This is a genomic window from Levilactobacillus acidifarinae DSM 19394 = JCM 15949, assembly GCF_001434835.1.
Lineage (GTDB): Bacteria > Bacillota > Bacilli > Lactobacillales > Lactobacillaceae > Levilactobacillus > Levilactobacillus acidifarinae.
This window is the reverse complement of sequence record NZ_AZDV01000028.1, coordinates 258,299-273,362: the sequence shown is the minus strand read 5'-3', so window position 1 is coordinate 273,362 and position 15,064 is coordinate 258,299. Positions and strand designations below refer to the sequence as shown.

Annotated in this window: 15 protein-coding genes; 9 read left to right on the top strand and 6 right to left on the bottom strand. The window is 50.8% G+C overall.

Translation table 11 applies throughout. From position 1 onward, the window contains the following. Window positions 1-54 precede the first annotated feature (54 nt). A complete protein-coding gene (locus FD25_RS12975; RefSeq protein WP_057804674.1) occupies window positions 55-678 on the top strand; it encodes a glycoside hydrolase family 73 protein in 624 nt (207 codons plus the stop codon). A 57-nt stretch (window positions 679-735) separates the two neighbouring features. Here the strand turns inward: FD25_RS12975 and FD25_RS12970 are convergent, their stop codons facing one another. Beyond that, window positions 736-2,058: a serine hydrolase domain-containing protein gene (locus FD25_RS12970; RefSeq protein WP_371862398.1), complete on the bottom strand. Its 1,323-nt coding sequence runs from the start codon at window positions 2,056-2,058 to the stop codon at window positions 736-738. Window positions 2,059-2,285: 227 nt separating this feature from the next. On the opposite strand from FD25_RS12970, the gene FD25_RS12965 reads away from it, so the two are divergent. Beyond that, complete coding sequence (locus FD25_RS12965; RefSeq protein WP_057804673.1) at window positions 2,286-3,053, top strand: TerC family protein; 768 nt, start codon at window positions 2,286-2,288, stop codon at window positions 3,051-3,053. Between the two features lie 333 nt (window positions 3,054-3,386). Next, window positions 3,387-4,253, top strand: coding sequence for an NAD(P)-dependent oxidoreductase (locus FD25_RS12960; protein ID WP_057804672.1), 867 nt, complete (start codon window positions 3,387-3,389; stop codon window positions 4,251-4,253). A gap of 124 nt (window positions 4,254-4,377) precedes the next feature. Here the strand turns inward: FD25_RS12960 and FD25_RS12955 are convergent, their stop codons facing one another. The 3 genes from FD25_RS12955 to trpX are packed head-to-tail and all read right to left on the bottom strand — an operon-like array spanning window position 4,378 to window position 7,032. Then, window positions 4,378-5,148 carry an ABC transporter ATP-binding protein gene (locus FD25_RS12955; protein WP_057804671.1) on the bottom strand — a complete coding sequence of 257 codons (771 nt, stop codon included), beginning with the start codon at window positions 5,146-5,148 and terminating at the stop codon, window positions 4,378-4,380. After that, a complete protein-coding gene (locus tag FD25_RS12950; RefSeq protein ID WP_057804670.1) occupies window positions 5,141-6,040 on the bottom strand; it encodes an ABC transporter permease in 900 nt (299 codons plus the stop codon). The genes FD25_RS12955 and FD25_RS12950 overlap by 8 nt, the downstream gene beginning before the upstream one ends. Then, window positions 6,037-7,032: a tryptophan ABC transporter substrate-binding protein gene (trpX, locus tag FD25_RS12945; RefSeq protein ID WP_057804669.1), complete on the bottom strand. Its 996-nt coding sequence runs from the start codon at window positions 7,030-7,032 to the stop codon at window positions 6,037-6,039. The genes FD25_RS12950 and trpX overlap by 4 nt, the downstream gene beginning before the upstream one ends. A 470-nt stretch (window positions 7,033-7,502) precedes the next feature. Between trpX and FD25_RS12940 the strand changes: the two genes are divergently transcribed. Together FD25_RS12940 and FD25_RS12935 are read left to right on the top strand one after the other, a co-directional pair. Next, complete coding sequence (locus FD25_RS12940; protein WP_057804668.1) at window positions 7,503-8,384, top strand: DegV family protein; 882 nt, start codon at window positions 7,503-7,505, stop codon at window positions 8,382-8,384. A gap of 295 nt (window positions 8,385-8,679) precedes the next feature. Beyond that, complete coding sequence (locus FD25_RS12935) at window positions 8,680-9,918, top strand: DUF805 domain-containing protein (protein ID WP_057804667.1); 1,239 nt, start codon at window positions 8,680-8,682, stop codon at window positions 9,916-9,918. Between the two features lie 111 nt (window positions 9,919-10,029). Here FD25_RS12935 and FD25_RS12930 read toward each other — a convergent pair whose 3' ends face one another. Both FD25_RS12930 and FD25_RS12925 read right to left on the bottom strand, forming a co-directional pair. After that, entirely contained in the window at window positions 10,030-10,734 is a 705-nt protein-coding gene (locus FD25_RS12930) for a CPBP family intramembrane glutamic endopeptidase (RefSeq protein ID WP_083484176.1), read from the bottom strand. A 27-nt stretch (window positions 10,735-10,761) separates the two neighbouring features. Continuing rightward, entirely contained in the window at window positions 10,762-11,145 is a 384-nt protein-coding gene (locus FD25_RS12925; protein ID WP_057804666.1) for a VOC family protein, read from the bottom strand. Between the two features lie 193 nt (window positions 11,146-11,338). On the opposite strand from FD25_RS12925, the gene FD25_RS12920 reads away from it, so the two are divergent. The 4 genes from FD25_RS12920 to FD25_RS12905 all read left to right on the top strand — a co-directional run bounded on the left by FD25_RS12920 (window position 11,339) and on the right by FD25_RS12905 (window position 15,041). Then, the gene (locus FD25_RS12920) at window positions 11,339-12,892 is read left to right on the top strand and encodes an ABC-F family ATP-binding cassette domain-containing protein (RefSeq protein ID WP_057804665.1); all 1,554 of its coding nucleotides are present in this window, start codon (window positions 11,339-11,341) and stop codon (window positions 12,890-12,892) included. Window positions 12,893-12,924: 32 nt separating this feature from the next. Then, complete coding sequence (locus FD25_RS12915) at window positions 12,925-13,464, top strand: L,D-transpeptidase (protein ID WP_057804847.1); 540 nt, start codon at window positions 12,925-12,927, stop codon at window positions 13,462-13,464. Window positions 13,465-13,670: 206 nt separating this feature from the next. Further along, window positions 13,671-14,279, top strand: a complete 609-nt coding sequence (locus tag FD25_RS12910) for a L,D-transpeptidase (protein ID WP_057804664.1) — start codon at window positions 13,671-13,673, stop codon at window positions 14,277-14,279. A 180-nt stretch (window positions 14,280-14,459) separates the two neighbouring features. After that, window positions 14,460-15,041 (top strand): L,D-transpeptidase, encoded by a 582-nt coding sequence (locus FD25_RS12905; protein ID WP_057804663.1) that lies wholly within the window; start codon window positions 14,460-14,462, stop codon window positions 15,039-15,041. Window positions 15,042-15,064 lie beyond the last annotated feature (23 nt).

The following is a 15,064-nucleotide window of genomic DNA, read 5'->3' as shown; positions in this document are numbered from 1 at the left end:
ACGGTAAAGGTGGTTATAATAGGACCAATTATAACGGAAATTGGGGGGACACGGGTGCCAAAACGACGTCGAAGAAGTCATCAGCGAAATAGCCACCCTGCCTTTGCCACTTGGATCTTTGTCATGGTCCTATTGGTTGTCGGCGGTGGCTTGTTGGTGCGTAGTAAATTAAAGACAGAAATTGAATCCGGATTTGTCACCCAGACCACGAGTAGCTCGTCGTCGAATGAAACTGCCGCTCAGCAGCAATTTATCAAGAAAATGGCAGCCCCCGCGGTTCGGGTCTACCAACAAAATGGGCAGGTGTTGCCGAGTATCGTGATTGCCCAGGCCATCTTGGAGTCCAGCTGGGGGACCTCGCAACTGTTCTTGCAAGCCAATAACCCGTTTGGGGTGAAGGGCGCTTATCAGGGCAGCAGTAAGGAATTCTGGACCGCCGAATACGTGAACAATAAGCGAATCAAGGTCAAGGCGGCTTTCCGCGATTATCCGAACTTGACGGACGCTATCCTGGATCACGACGCGTTGTTGAAACAAAACTATTTTAAGGGAACCGTGACGGATTATCAAACGGCCGCGAAGCTGTTACAAACTAACGGTTACGCCACGGATCCGGATTACGCTAAGAAGTTGACCAACGTGATTGCCACGTATAATTTGAATCAATACGACACGTAAAATCAAAAAAGTAGGGGATCATCGCTGAGCTTAGCGATGATCCCCTACTTTTTAACGCTAATTTTCGTTATAGTTTTCGGCGAGACTGTACAACGTCTGAGCCAAAGTATTAATTGATTTGGTTGGACTTTGGTTGGCGAAGAGAATCGCGCCGTACTTGTTGCCTTCAGTCCCGTACAGCACGGTATCGTAACCGGCTCCGGTCAAAGACCCACGGATGCGTTTCATCCCACCACTGTAGTGGTACATGCCACCGTCGTAGGTGTACTTATTGTTGTTCGCCAGATCGGTGTATTGCGCCTTGGTTAACACCTTACCGTTGCGTAGCCCCCGTTGGAAGGTCGCATAATCTTCCGGCGTGGAGTAGTAGTTACCGGCACCCAACAATGAGGACATTAAAGCTTGGGAAACGTTGGCGCTCTGGTAGTCCTTGCAGTTCGCGTAAGTGTAACCGCTGGCCGCTAATTGAGAAGTTGGTAATTGATCCCATGCGTAGGTGTTTTGTAACCCCAACGGCTTGATGATCCGGCTTTGAACCAGGTCTTCATAACTCTGGCCGGTCACCTTCGAGGCGATGGCGGCGAGTAAGGCGTAGTTAGCGTTGGTGTAATTAAAGCTGGATTTCCCGGTCGAATTCAACTGCTGTAACGTGTAGTTGATTTGGGCCGCTTGGGTGGTAAGCAGGGACCCCGGCGTACTTTCGGCCATGTTGATGCCGGAACGGTGATCCAGCAATTGTCGAATCGTAATGTTTTGGCTGTACTTCACACTGGGATAAAACTTGCTTAACTTATCGTTCATTGACAGCTTGTTGTTGCTAGCCAATTGTTCGATGATGGCCCCCGTCATCACCTTTTGTAACGAGGCGATGGGGTAGAGGGTATTGGTGGCGTTGGCCGTTTGGCTGGTCGCGTCAGCGTATCCTACACTGACGTGACTGGCGTTAGTCGAGTAGTTGTTAAACAAAATGGCCCGCCCTTTAAAGTGGGCGTTAGTCAGCAAGGCTTGGGCGTTACTGGTTCGACTGAACTTCTGCAATGCTCGCTGGTCGACCCAGCCAATGGTCTTGCCGTACCACGAAAACTTGACGAACTTCACGCCGTTAGACAGCGTGGCCGTTTGGCTGACCCGTACGAACCGGTGTTGCCAGTTTTTCCCACTGGCGTCCCTAGTCGTGGCCGACCGCCGCGTCTTATAGGGACCGTAGTAGTAGATCCCATCGTTACGCTTCGACTGACTCACGAACCGGGCGTTGTAGTCCGTATTCTGGGTGTTCGTAATTGTCAAATAGCTACTGGCGTGAGCCGCGCCCACGGGTAGCAAGCCGCCCGCAAAAAGTGCGGAAGCGGCAATTAACATGAGTTTTTTCACAATAACCATCCATTCCCCTTTGATTGGTAGTATACATTTATGGTAACGCGCTTTAGTTGCGAATTAATAACAAGATGATGGCGTTTCGGTAACATTTTCAACGATTTAAATGATGAATGACTCAGGTCAATTAACCAACGAGCGGCTCCGCCGGCAAAAAAATTTGGCGGGTTAGTCGCCAGTCGGCCCGTCGGTATGGTAAAATAGCCCCAATAAAAAAGGAGCTGAGGCATGCGGTGTTACATTTTCTAAGTCAGTTATACGGGCCGTTCTTTGACCCGCAGAACTGGGCAACTGTGATTACAACGGGTAACGATTGGCTGATTATTTTTTCGTTGGTGCTGATCGAATGCCTGTTGTCCGTCGATAATGCGGTGGTTTTGGCCGCCCAAACGCAATCATTACCGACGCAGGAATTGCGCGAGAAATCGCTGTTTTACGGAATTTGGGGAGCCTACGTTTTTCGGTTCATCATCATTGGGTTGGGGACCTATTTGATTCATTTCTGGGAGATTAAGGTCTTGGGGTCACTGTATCTGGCCTATCTGGTCTTTCAATTCTTTACCCGAACCCGCGTGAAGCACACGCGTAAATTGGTCACAGACAAGAAACACCGGGTGTTTTCGTTGTTCTGGTCCGTTGTGATTCAGATTGAATTAATGGATATTGTCTTCTCCGTGGATTCGGTCCTGGCATCGTTGGCGATTTCCAACAATCCCGTGATTGTCCTGATTGGGGGCATGATCGGAATCTTGGCGATGCGGGGGGTTGCCGAGATCATCATGAAGTTGATGCAACGGATTCCCGAGTTGGAACCCATGGCTTACATTCTGATTGGGATCATCGCGCTGAAGTTGTTTCTGTCGATCCCGGCCATCGATATCGAGATTCCGGCGGCGGTATTTGGGTTGATTGTGGTCGGAGCCATCATTGTGACGCTGCTGATTCACGTGATTCGGCAACGGCGAGGTGCACAGAAACCGGCCGAATCTAAAAAAGACTAATGATTGAGTAACGTGGGTCCAATGGCGTTTAGCCTTCGAACGTTAACGTAAAAGCGACAATTATTCCTGGTTTTGGAATAATTGTCGCTTTTGAATTAAGCGGCACCAACTGCCGGTTAGCCCACGTTTCAATCCCAGGGTTACGCAAAGTTAACTTGAAAATGATTTGAGAGTTGGTTTAGAAGAAACTTAGATTGCTGAAGGGGGCACTCACTTTTTTCGTGTGGGGGCGTCACGGTGGTCGGGGGTAATGAACCAGAGGGGCGCGTTGCTGACCCCTTATAGGGGTTTCGTGGTACGATAGGGCTAATCACAACCAAGGGGGTTAGTGAAATGCAAATTGGATTTATCGGGACGGGTGTCATGGGTACTGGCATCATTCAAAATCTATTGAAAGCGGGGCACCAGGTCGTGGTTTATAACCGGACTAAGGCGCACGCGCAAACCGTTCTGGCGGCGGGGGCCACCTGGGCGGACTCACCGCAAGCCGTAGCCGCCCAATCGACGGTGATTATCACCATGGTTGGCTTTCCTCAGGACGTTAAGGATGTGTATTCGCGCGCTGAAGGCATCTTTGCGGGGGCTAAGCCCGGTAGTATTGTAGTGGACATGACCACCAGTACGCCGGCTCTGGCCGTAGACTTGACGGCAGTCGCCCATCATCTGGGACTCCGGGCGTTAGACGCACCGGTTTCCGGTGGGGATGTGGGCGCGAAGAACGCCACGTTGACCGTGATGGTCGGCGGCGATCAAGACGCTTACGACCAGTTAAAACCCGTGTTTGGCCAAATTGGTCAACGCGTGAACTACTTTGGTGCGGCCGGCAAGGGCCAACACGCCAAGATGGCCAACCAGATTATGATTGCGGGGACCATGACCGGGCTGACCGAAATGCTGGTTTATGCTAAGGCGGCCGGTCTCGACTTACCCCAGGTCTTAGCCACGCTAAGTAGTGGGGGGGCCGACAATTGGAGCATGGATAATTACGTGCCCCGGATCCTAAAGAACGATTACACCCCGGGCTTCTTTGCGAAGCATTTCTTAAAAGACTTACGAATTGCGCTCCGGGAAGCCGACCAGATGCACTTGGACCTACCGGCGACCCAGCAAGCGAAGCAACTCTACGAAACCATGGTTGACGACTGTGGGTTGGGCGATGACGGCACGCAGGGGTTGATTAAGATTTACGAGAATAAATAAACGATGACTTAACGGGAACCCTTAAATGGGTCTCCTAACGTCAACACCCCCCAGGGACTCTCGCGAAAATGGCGAAGGCCCCTGGGGGGTGTTATTTATTGGAAGTTTTTTTAGTGAGCCTAAGTTATTCAATTTCCGCGAAGAAACTGTAGAGCTTTTCGGTGGTCAACGCGGCTTTTTCGGCTCCGGCGACGTCAAAGGTCACCTGGCCGTGGTGCAGGACAATCAGGCGGTTGCCATAGGTCAGGGCGTCTTCGAGGTGGTGGGTGATCATCAGGCAGGTCAGGTTTTGGTCCTGGACCCGCTCGTTGGTCAGGTGCATCAAGTCTTGACTGGTTTGCGGGTCCAGCGCGGCGGTGTGTTCGTCCAGCAACAATAGTTCAGGGCGCTTTAACGTGGCCATCAAGAAGCTTAGCGCTTGGCGTTGCCCCCCGGAGAGGTTCCCCGTGGCGGTGGTCAGACGCTGATCCAGGCCGTTATGCATGGTCGCCGTGATTTTCTTGAAGTGGGCCAGCTGTTTGTTCAACCGGCGTGGAAGTAGGCCCCGGCGTTGGCCCCGACGTTCGGCCAACAGGAGGTTTTCGGCCACGGTCATCCGCGGGGCGGTACCCAACTTGGGATCCTGAAAGACCCGACTGAGAAAGCGGGTGCGCTTTTCCACGGAATCGTGAGCGATGTCGCGGCCGTTGAGCAGGATCTGACCGCTATCGATCGTGAGGTCACCCCCGATGGCGTTGAACAGGGTGGATTTTCCGGCCCCGTTGGACCCCAATACCGTGATGAAGTCCCCGGCGTTGATGGTCAGGTTGAGGTGATCGAGAATCTTAATTTCTTCGGGCGTGTGGCGGTTCACCTTGAGCACCACGTCTTTAAGTTGGAGTAATGGTTTAGTCATTAGTATCTAACCCCCGTTTCAAAATGTGCTTGAAGTTGAAGGCCTGTTTGAAGACCGGTAGCATCATGCACAGGGCTAAGACGATGGCGGATAACAGGTTCAAGTCGTTGGCGTTGAAACCTAACTTCAGAACGATCAGTAAGACGAACCGGTAAAGAATACTCCCGAGCGTCACGGCAACTAACCGTTGGTTTAGCGTTAAATCGCCAAACGCGACTTCTCCGATGATGATGGAGGCCAGGGCAATCACGATGATCCCGATTCCCATGTTGACGTCGGCGTAGCCGTTGTTTTGGGCGACCAGGGCGCCCCCGAAGGCAATCAGTCCGTTAGAGACCATTAGACCCATAATTTTCATATTATCGGTGTTGATGCCTAGGGAACGCGCCATGGTTTGGTTATCCCCGGTGGCAATGAATCCTTGCCCCAACTGGGTTTGTAGGAAGTAGATCACGATACCGGTGACCACGACCATGACCAGGGTGCCTAAAAAGACGCTGTCAAAGTATTGCGGCAATCCTTCCAGAAAGTGGTTCTTAAAGAGCGTGGCTTTTCCCAGTAGGGACACGTTGGCCCGGCCCATGATCCGTAGGTTAACGGAGTAGCAGGCGGTCATGACCAAGATACCAGCTAACAGAATGGGGATGTGACCCTTGGTGTAGAGCAAACCGGTGATTAAACCGGCCAGACTACCCACGATAAAGGCCAGTAACGTGGCGACAAGGGGGGACATCCCGTTGCTGATGGCGGCGACACAGGTGGCCGCGCCCAGCGGGAAGGTGCCTTCAACCGTCATGTCGGCAAAATCTAGAATTCTAAAGGTGAGGAATAACCCCACCCCGAGGACGGCCCAAAGCAGGCCTTGTCCGATTGCAGATACCATTAAACTCATTTAAAGACCTCCCCGTGTTGTTGGGCTTCCTTGACGACGTCGCTAGGAAGCGTGATTCCCAGTTTCTTAGCGGCGGCTAAATTGATGGTCATTTCCCCGCGGCGTTCAAAGTGAATTGGCGTGGTGGCCGGGTTCTTACCCCGCAGGATGGCGGCGGTCATTTTCCCGGTTTCGACGCCCAGCTTGTACTGGTTGATACTGAGCGTGGCGAGGCCGCCCGCCTTGACCATAGTATCCACGGCTGGGAACACGGGCACTTTCTTGGCGTTGGCCGTGGCGACCAACGTTTGCATGGCACTAGCCACGGTGTTGTCGGTCGGTACGTAGACGGCGTCGACCTGCGAAACCATCTGCTGAGCGACCTGGTTCAAGTCGTTGGTGTTGGCGATGGAGTAGGCCTTGAGCTTGACGTGTTCTTGTTTACAAATGGCCGCGAATTGGTGGTATTGGGCCGTGGCCGAATCGTCGGACGACGTGTAGATGATGCCTAGCGTCTTCATGTTCGGCATGATTTTTTGAATCAATTTTAGTTGGGCCTTTAGGGGTGCCTGGTCGGAGACCCCGGTGACGTTGGTGCCCGGCCGGGTGTTACTCTTGACCAGGTCGGCGCCCTTAGGATCGGTGATGGCACCGAGGACGACCGGCGTGGTGCTGGAGGCGTTGGCTAACGCTTGGGCGGCCGGTGTGGCAATCCCAATCATGACGTTGGCGTGTTCGTTGACGAATCGCGCACTCATGGTCTTAAGGTTGCTTTGGTCGTTTTGGGCATTTTGAAAGTCGATCTTGATGTTCTTATTCACGTGGTAGCCTTCTTCGGCTAACCCGTGAATGATGCCCTTGTGGATGGCATCGAGTGCCGGGTGGGAGAGGAGCTGTAAGATCCCCACGGTTGGCGTGCCCGTTTTTTGGGCACTTTGTTGATGATTCTCCTTAACGAAGGCGAATCCCAGAAAAATGAGTAAAATAGCAATTAATCCGTATAACCGTTTCATCCTGATAAACCTCGCTTCGTGAAAGTTGACTTTTCCGACTAAAAAAGGGCACCCAGCCGCAGCGGGTACCCCAAAAATTAATGGGCCGCTGGCGGATAATTCATCCGTGCAGACCCTTTCCATCAGAAAGTTAGCCGGCGCAGATGCGAAGAGCACTCTGTGAGCTCAAGTCGCATCTACAGTGATGACGACTTGATTACCGGCTTTGCCAACGTCCATTTAAGGTCATCTTAGACATTTGCATATAACTTTCCTTCTTTCCGTATTCTGAATAAATTTAGTGTACGGCATTGCCACACGGACGTCAACTATCTTTTAGCGGTTTTTCAGCAATCGGATTTCCGCAATCACCCCATGAAAAACGGCTGGTGCTGAGGCAAGGACATGGTATACTGAAACATAATTAACTTTAGGAACGGATTGCGGCAATTTACCGCCGTAACGCCAACGAAAGCAAGGGAGATGCCGTCGTGAAGATTGCCATTGTGACGGATACGTCGGCGGGGATTACCCCCCAGGAGACCGAGATTAGGGGGATTACCCTGCTCGCGGCGCCCATTATGTTTGGGAACCGCCAGTATCATGAATATCAGGATTTAAGTCCGGCCGATTATTACCGGCTATTACGCTTGAGTAAGCCCCGGAAGATGGTGCCGACCGCCCCACAAATTTCGATGCAGACGGTTCACACCACCTGTGACCAATTAGCCCACCAGGGGGTGACGGACGTGATCGTGATTGGGCCGACCAGTGGGTTGTCGGGGTTCATGAATACGTTGGGCGCCTACGTTGAAAATATCAAGAGTGTCAAGGTTTGGCCGTGGGACTCCCGAACGATCCTTACGGGAATGGGCGACCAGGTCCGGTTAGCCGCGGCGTTGATCGCCCAAGACGTCCCGGTCGCAACGATTCTGGACCGGTTAGCCACGCTACGGCAGACGGCGCATACCGGGTTTGTGGTCGATTCGATTAGGCCCCTGTTACATACGGGGGAGATCAATCCGGGTCACGGGCCGGGGAACGCCCCGCTACTAGCGGGGAAGCCGTTACTGGTCTTTGAGGACTCCGGTAAGATTCGGTTTGCCGGGAGTACCCTGCGGTTGAAGAGTGCGTTGGGCGATTTATTAGATTTAATGGCGCCCGACCTCAACCAGAGTCCCCCGGTTAAGGCCACGATTCTTAACGCCGATCAACCGGAGACCACGGAACAGTGGTTGATGGCGGCTCACGATCGCTTCCCCCAGGTCACGTTTGACGCGGCCTTGATTGGCCCCAGCTTTGGGGTCCATGTGGGTGACGGCGCCATGGGGCTAGCCTGGGCACGGGATTATCGGGACTTGGTTAAACTATAGTTTAGACAATGAAACTAAATATGGATATTAGTGGGTCTAACGGCAATTAAATGTCGTTGGACCTTTTTTAATTTAAAAAGTTATGAAACTCATTTCATAAAATCAGCAATTTAAAATTAGCGTGTTGTACTTAATAAAGATTGTGCTCTTCTACAAGGTCATTTATGATTAGTTTAGTTTTATATAATTTTAATCGAATGCTATTTATAATTAATTGTTTTATATTCGGGGAACTATGATTATTCTGTCCAAAAGCTGAAGACATTAAAAGCTGATTTTTAAGGGAGGAAACAAAATGTCGGAGAAGGGGATAAAGTACTGTGTTCAATGTGGTGAGGAACTTCCAGAAAATGTTATGTTTTGTGCAGTGTGTGGCGCAAAGCAGACAGTTGTAGGGGATGAAAAGTCTGGAGAACAGGTGCAATTTCAGGAAGAAAGCTCACCAAATATGACTAGTGCTTTTAAGTTAGGTATTAGGGAGGCATTTACGTTAGGCAAGTGCACGAATCGTGCTAACTTTTGGTGGTTGTATTTAGATTTATTTCTAATTAATGTTCTATTGGGGATGACCTTAGTACCAAAAGCAATGTCAATGTTTAGCTATGGAATGGGATTATATAGCTTCCAACAATTAATCCTACAGATAATTGTAGGTGGTCTATGGGCCTTTTTAGCGATTCTACAATTTTCAGCGTCAGTGCGGCGACTTCACGATACTAATCGTTCGGGAAATTGTTTGTGGTTGGGGTTAATTCCCGTAGTTGGGCTTATTATGTTGATCGTATTTTTCACTAAAGAGTCAGATTCGAAGGGAAAACGCTTTGATAAGCATTATTCGTCAGAAAAATGGTATAAAAAGTGGCAGAATTGGGTAATACTTGTTATTTTAACCTTAATTTGTACAATTTCGATTAATTCTATGGCTTATGCAACAAAAATGGCGGATTATAATAAGTCGGAGAGTACTATTAGTTCAAAAGTGGAGTCCTCATCATCTAGCAGCGAGTCGGAGGATACTACTGATGAATCTAGCAGTTCTGACGCAAAAGATGGCCATACAATGACGTTAGGAAGGTCTAAAATTGATATTGCTGATCAAAAAGATTATGCAACTAAGTTTAAGGACACTACATGGGCAGGAACTAATTTCAGTATTGATAAAGTGACTGTTTATAAAACTGACGGAACATACGATGGAAACGATAGTAAAAAAACTAAATTCAATGGGATTGTGAAGGTTCACATGGCAATTAAAGTGGGGAGTAAGGATATATCAACCTTTCCAGCACAAGCAACCTTAAATACCAATGATGGTCAGCAGGTTGAAGCAGACATGTATCATAGCGACGATTTTGATGGTGACCTTAATGCTAACGCACAGAAGGATGGAAATATTTATTTCTTGATTCCTAAGTTGGAAAAGGTTAGCGATTTGACTACTGCTCGGCTTAAATGGACTGGGTCTTACGACACGGATGATTATGAAGACGACAATAGTCATAAAGATTTTGATGCGCAAATAGCTCTTTCTTAAACTCTAGGTAAAATAAAGCGATTAAAATAAGGGACCTCGCGGATGATTTGCGAGGTCCCTTATTCTGGTTCGAAGTTAAAAATTGGGTCATTAGGTTAAGCGTCTGGGGTATCAGACAAAGGCCAATAACGATAAGGCGTTATTCATAAAGTGCAGCGCAATGTCGTAACGAATGTCCCGGAAATGCAGGTAGGCAAAGCCCAAGACCCAGCCTAGCGCCGAGTACATCAGAAGCGTCCACGAGAAGCCCCCGACGTGCATGTAACCGAAAATTAGACCAGACACGAACACGCCAAGCAAGTTCATCCAACGGTTATTCTTACGGAAGAAGTAGTTCAAGAAGATGCCGCGAAAGATGAGTTCTTCAATCACCGGTGCGAAGAAGACCGAGTAGGCGAGGTTCCAGAACGGTAATAGTTGGACTTGTTGATTAATGGTCGTTTGATTGGCGGGACTACTTAACACGTGTGTCCCAATCAGAACGTTCCAGAGTATCTGAACACCATACATCAGCAAAAACAATGCGATGAGCTGACCGAGTCGTTGAAAGGTTAGCGGTGTGCGCCCAAAGTGTCGCGGATTGTCGTAATCCAACTGTTTTTGGTAGCGCCAGCTGATAAAGGCCAGGAGACCCGCTGAATAAATGAGCATGATGCCAATCATTCGGGTGGCCGCGGCGGGTTGGGTGCTGGCCAAACTGGTGGCCGTGGTTAGAATCATTGAATCGACTAAATAAATGATGATAAAGCCAACCCAGTAGCCACACCGGCCGAGCCAATCAAAGAGGGCCATGATGCCCCGAGGTGCCTTGTGCATGTGACGATTCCCCCTTATGCGTTACCACTAGTTATCGTATTTACCGATTTCGATTAAGTTTTCGTCCGGGTCGCGCACGTAGACCGAGGTCATGGGACCCTGGGCGCCTTGCTTAGGTAACGGACCGTCGATGATCTCGACCGCGTAGTTGGTCAGGTGGGAGAGAATGTTGGCCAAAGGATCGGTGGCGATGATGGCAAAGTCCGCCGCCCCAACCGTGGGGTGCTTGGCCACCGGTAAATGCGGGGCGGTGGCGACTTGGAAGTTGATCTTTTGTTTACCGAGCTTGACGCCGCGGCGACCATCGTCGAATTCAATGATAGGGAGGTCGAAAACCTCGTGGTACCAGCGCACGGAACGCTCGATGTCGCTAACGGTCAGAGTAATGTGGTCAATGTCGCGAATGTTCATACAAGATGTCAGTCCTTAGTGAAGCAAATTTTCATCATTATAGCATAGTTCTTCGGCAACCCCCTAGGGAGGCGTTGTTGACGCTGGGGCGGGTTTCGTGTTAAGTTATGACGTATTAATGTAGAAAAACGGCCTTGACGTTGTCGGGGCTTTTTTGTGCGAACGCATAAGAGCAGAAGGGAAGGATTTAACCGTGCCACTATTAGAGGTTGATAACCTGAGCATGAGCTTCGCGGACAAACAACTGTACGCCGATGCCAGCTTTCAACTGAACAAGGGTGAACATATGGGCGTCGTCGGTCAAAACGGGGTCGGTAAGTCCACACTAATCAAGATTATTACGGGCCAGGAGCTCCCCGTGACGGGGTCCGTCAAATGGCAAAACAAGGCGCGGGTCGGTTACTTGGACCAGTACGCGGACATTCCGGAGGGGATGACGCTGATCGCGTTCTTGCATACGGCTTACGCAGACTTATACGAAATGAACGATCGGATGACCGCGTTATATACGGAATACGCCGAAAAAATGGATGATAAATTACTCGAACGGGCGGGCCGCCTGCAAGAGCAACTCGACGCACGGAACTTCTACGACGTCGAAACCGAGATTGAACGGGTCATCTCCGGATTAGGCCTCGACGACATTGGTCGGGACCACGAGGTGGCTAAGATGTCCGGGGGCCAACGTTCCAAGATTATTTTGGCCAAGTTATTGCTAGAAAACAACGACGTCATCTTACTGGACGAACCGACCAACTACCTGGACGTCACGCACATCGCCTGGTTGGAAGACTACCTCAATGGGTTTGAAGGGGCTGCGCTCATCGTGTCTCACGATTACGACTTCCTGCAAAACGTCACCAACTGTATCATTAACGTGGCGTTTGGGCGCATTACCAAGTACCGGGGAAACTTCAAGCAGGCCATGCGGCAACGTGAGGAACGTGAGAAGGCCCAACAACGGGAATTTGATAAGCAACAGGTCGTCATCGAAAAGGCCGAACGCTTTATTCGCAAGAACAAGGCCGGCTCGAAGTCGACCATGGCTAAGTCCCGCGAAAAGATGCTGAACCGGATGGACCGGGTTGATCCGCCGTCGACTAACATTCAGGCGCACTTCGACTTTCCGTATCAGGATACGGGGTCGCAAAACGCCTTGGTGGTCGACCAACTCTCCGTCGGGTACGACCGGCCGTTATTAAAGCCGGTGACCTTCTCGGTAACCACTAACCAAAAGGTGGGGTTGACCGGCTTCAACGGGGTCGGGAAATCGACCCTGATCAAGTCTATTTTAGGGTTGATCAAGGCCAAGGGTGGGGAAGCCCACTTCTCCCCATCGGCCAAGATCAGTTACTTTAGTCAGGACTTAGTCTGGGATAACGACCACCAAACGCCGTTACAGATCATTCAGGCTAAGTACGAAAAGTTGCCGCAAAAGGCCATTCGAACGAAGCTGTCCAAGTGTGGGTTGGATTCGGCCAACGCCATGAAACCCATCGGGGAACTTTCCGGGGGCGAACAGACCAAGGTCAAGCTCGCGATGATGGAATTTGAACCCGCAAACTTCCTGATTATGGATGAACCGACCAATCACTTGGATGACGAAACCAAGCAAGCCCTGAAGAACGCCATTGGGTCTTTCCCGGGGAACGCCATCATCGTCAGCCATGAGGCCAGTTTTTACACCGGTCTGGTCGATAAGATCTTAAACGTCGAAAAACTGAGTTTAAAGAATTCTGCCAATTAGTCAGGACGTGTGGGGGCGACACCGTGCGGAATTTGCGTAAATTTTTGATGATTATTGGGGTGCTACTCATCGCCGGTTGGGGGCTGAACCAGTTACTCCTGTGGTTTAAGATTGGGGTCGCCCAACCGACCATTGATTGGCACGCACCTTCCGAGACGAAGGCGTACCCGAATTTAACGGCGCACCCCAACGCCTGGTTGGACGTCAATACCAATCGGCAACGGGTCTACGTCAAGGACGGGCGGCAAACGCTCTACACCATGTACTGCTCGACCGGGACGGGAATGAACGCCACGCCGACCGGCACCTTTCACATTCAAGCGGAACGGGGAAAAGTTTTTTATAACCCGACGTCTGGTGAGGGCGCCCGTTACTGGGTTTCCTGGAAAGATCACGGGGTGTACCTGTTTCACAGCGTCCCCATCGATAAGCACGGGGCGTACATTCCGAAGGAGGCCGAACAGCTCGGTAAAACGGGCGCGTCACACGGCTGTGTCCGGTTATCCGTGGCCGATGCACAATGGGTTTACCAGCACGTGCCTTACGGGATGAAGGTCGTCATTCACGCTTAATTAAAGGTGCGCTTGCGGACAGAAATGTTCGGAAGGGCGCCTTTTGCGTTTTTTTAACGGGGGTGAACTGGTCGTGAACGCCTTCAAAATGAGTTTAACGATTTGGTCAAATTAAGATTACGATTTAGTCAAATAGCTTCCTTTTTTCAGAAAAAACGGTTATGGTAGGTCATACAATGAAAATATCAATAAAAGGGTGAAATTTGATGAAGCACTTTAGAAAGTTGCTCTTGGTGGTGCTGGTGGTCTTAGTCGCCGGCTGGGGCCTGAACCACCTTTTCCAACGCTTATCCGCGACATCGACGCCGCAGACGAGTCAATCCGCAAAAAAAAACACGACTAATTCGACCACGCAAGCCGAGGCCAAGACCATCGACTGGCGTAAGCCGTCCGAAAGTAAACCGTACCCGAACTTGAAGAACCATCCCAACGCCTGGCTAGACGTGAACACCACCCGCCAACGGGTCTACATCAAGGATGGTCACCGGGTGCTCTACACCATGTACTGCTCGACGGGGACTGGCAAGAAGAACGGCACGCCAACCGGAACCTACCACATCCAAAGTGAACGGGGCACCTTCTTTTACAACCAGAGTTCCGGCGAAGGGGCCCGTTACTGGGTGTCCTGGAAAGATCACGGCATCTACCTCTTCCACAGTGTGCCCACCGATCAAGACGGCCACTACATCCAAAAGGAAGCCGAGGAACTGGGAAAGTCCGCCGCCTCCCATGGGTGTGTCCGGTTGTCCGTGGCCGATGCCAAATGGGTCTACGAGACCGTTCCTTATGGCATGAAAGTCGTCATTCACAGTTAATTCGTTGAAAGTCCTGCCGGTTGGCGGGGCTTTTTTTGGTGCTTAGACCACACACTTAGCCGCAAATGAGGGGCGTTGGCTTTCCAATTAAGGCTGGATTCGCCAGAACACTGTGGTATGATGAATAGCTGACAAAGTGTTGCCACTAAGTCATTTGGCAGCGACATAAAGGAGCGACTTATTTTGCGGAGTCATCATTTAATCGGCGGGCTGGTTTTGGGCCTAATTATTGCGGGAAGCGTTGCTTGGGGGACCACCCCGGCGCGCGTCATTGCTGAGGCGCCCGCTAAGGTTACGACGGCTAAGAAAACCATTAATTGGCACCGGCCATCGCAAGCCAAGCCTTACCCGAACCTGAAACATTACCGTCACGCGTGGTTATACGTCAGTACTAAGCGCCAACGGGTCTACGTCTACAACCATCAAGGCGCCCATAAGCAGGTTCTGTACACCATGTACTGCTCGACGGGAACCAAGAAGTCCCCGACGCCTAAGGGAACCTACCACATTCAAGCGCAACGGGGCTACTCGTTCTATAACGCAGCGTCCGGTGAAGGCGCCCGTTACTGGGTCTCTTGGAAGGACCACGGCGTCTACTTATTTCACAGTGTCCCGGTTGATCGACAGGGCCATTACGTGAAGTCGGAAGCCGCTAAACTGGGACGGAAGCCCGCTTCTCACGGCTGTGTGCGGCTCTCAATTGCCGATGCCAAGTGGGTCTACCACCACGTGCCATACGGGATGCGCGTTGAAATTCATTAACTTAAAAACCAGGACCGCCAACC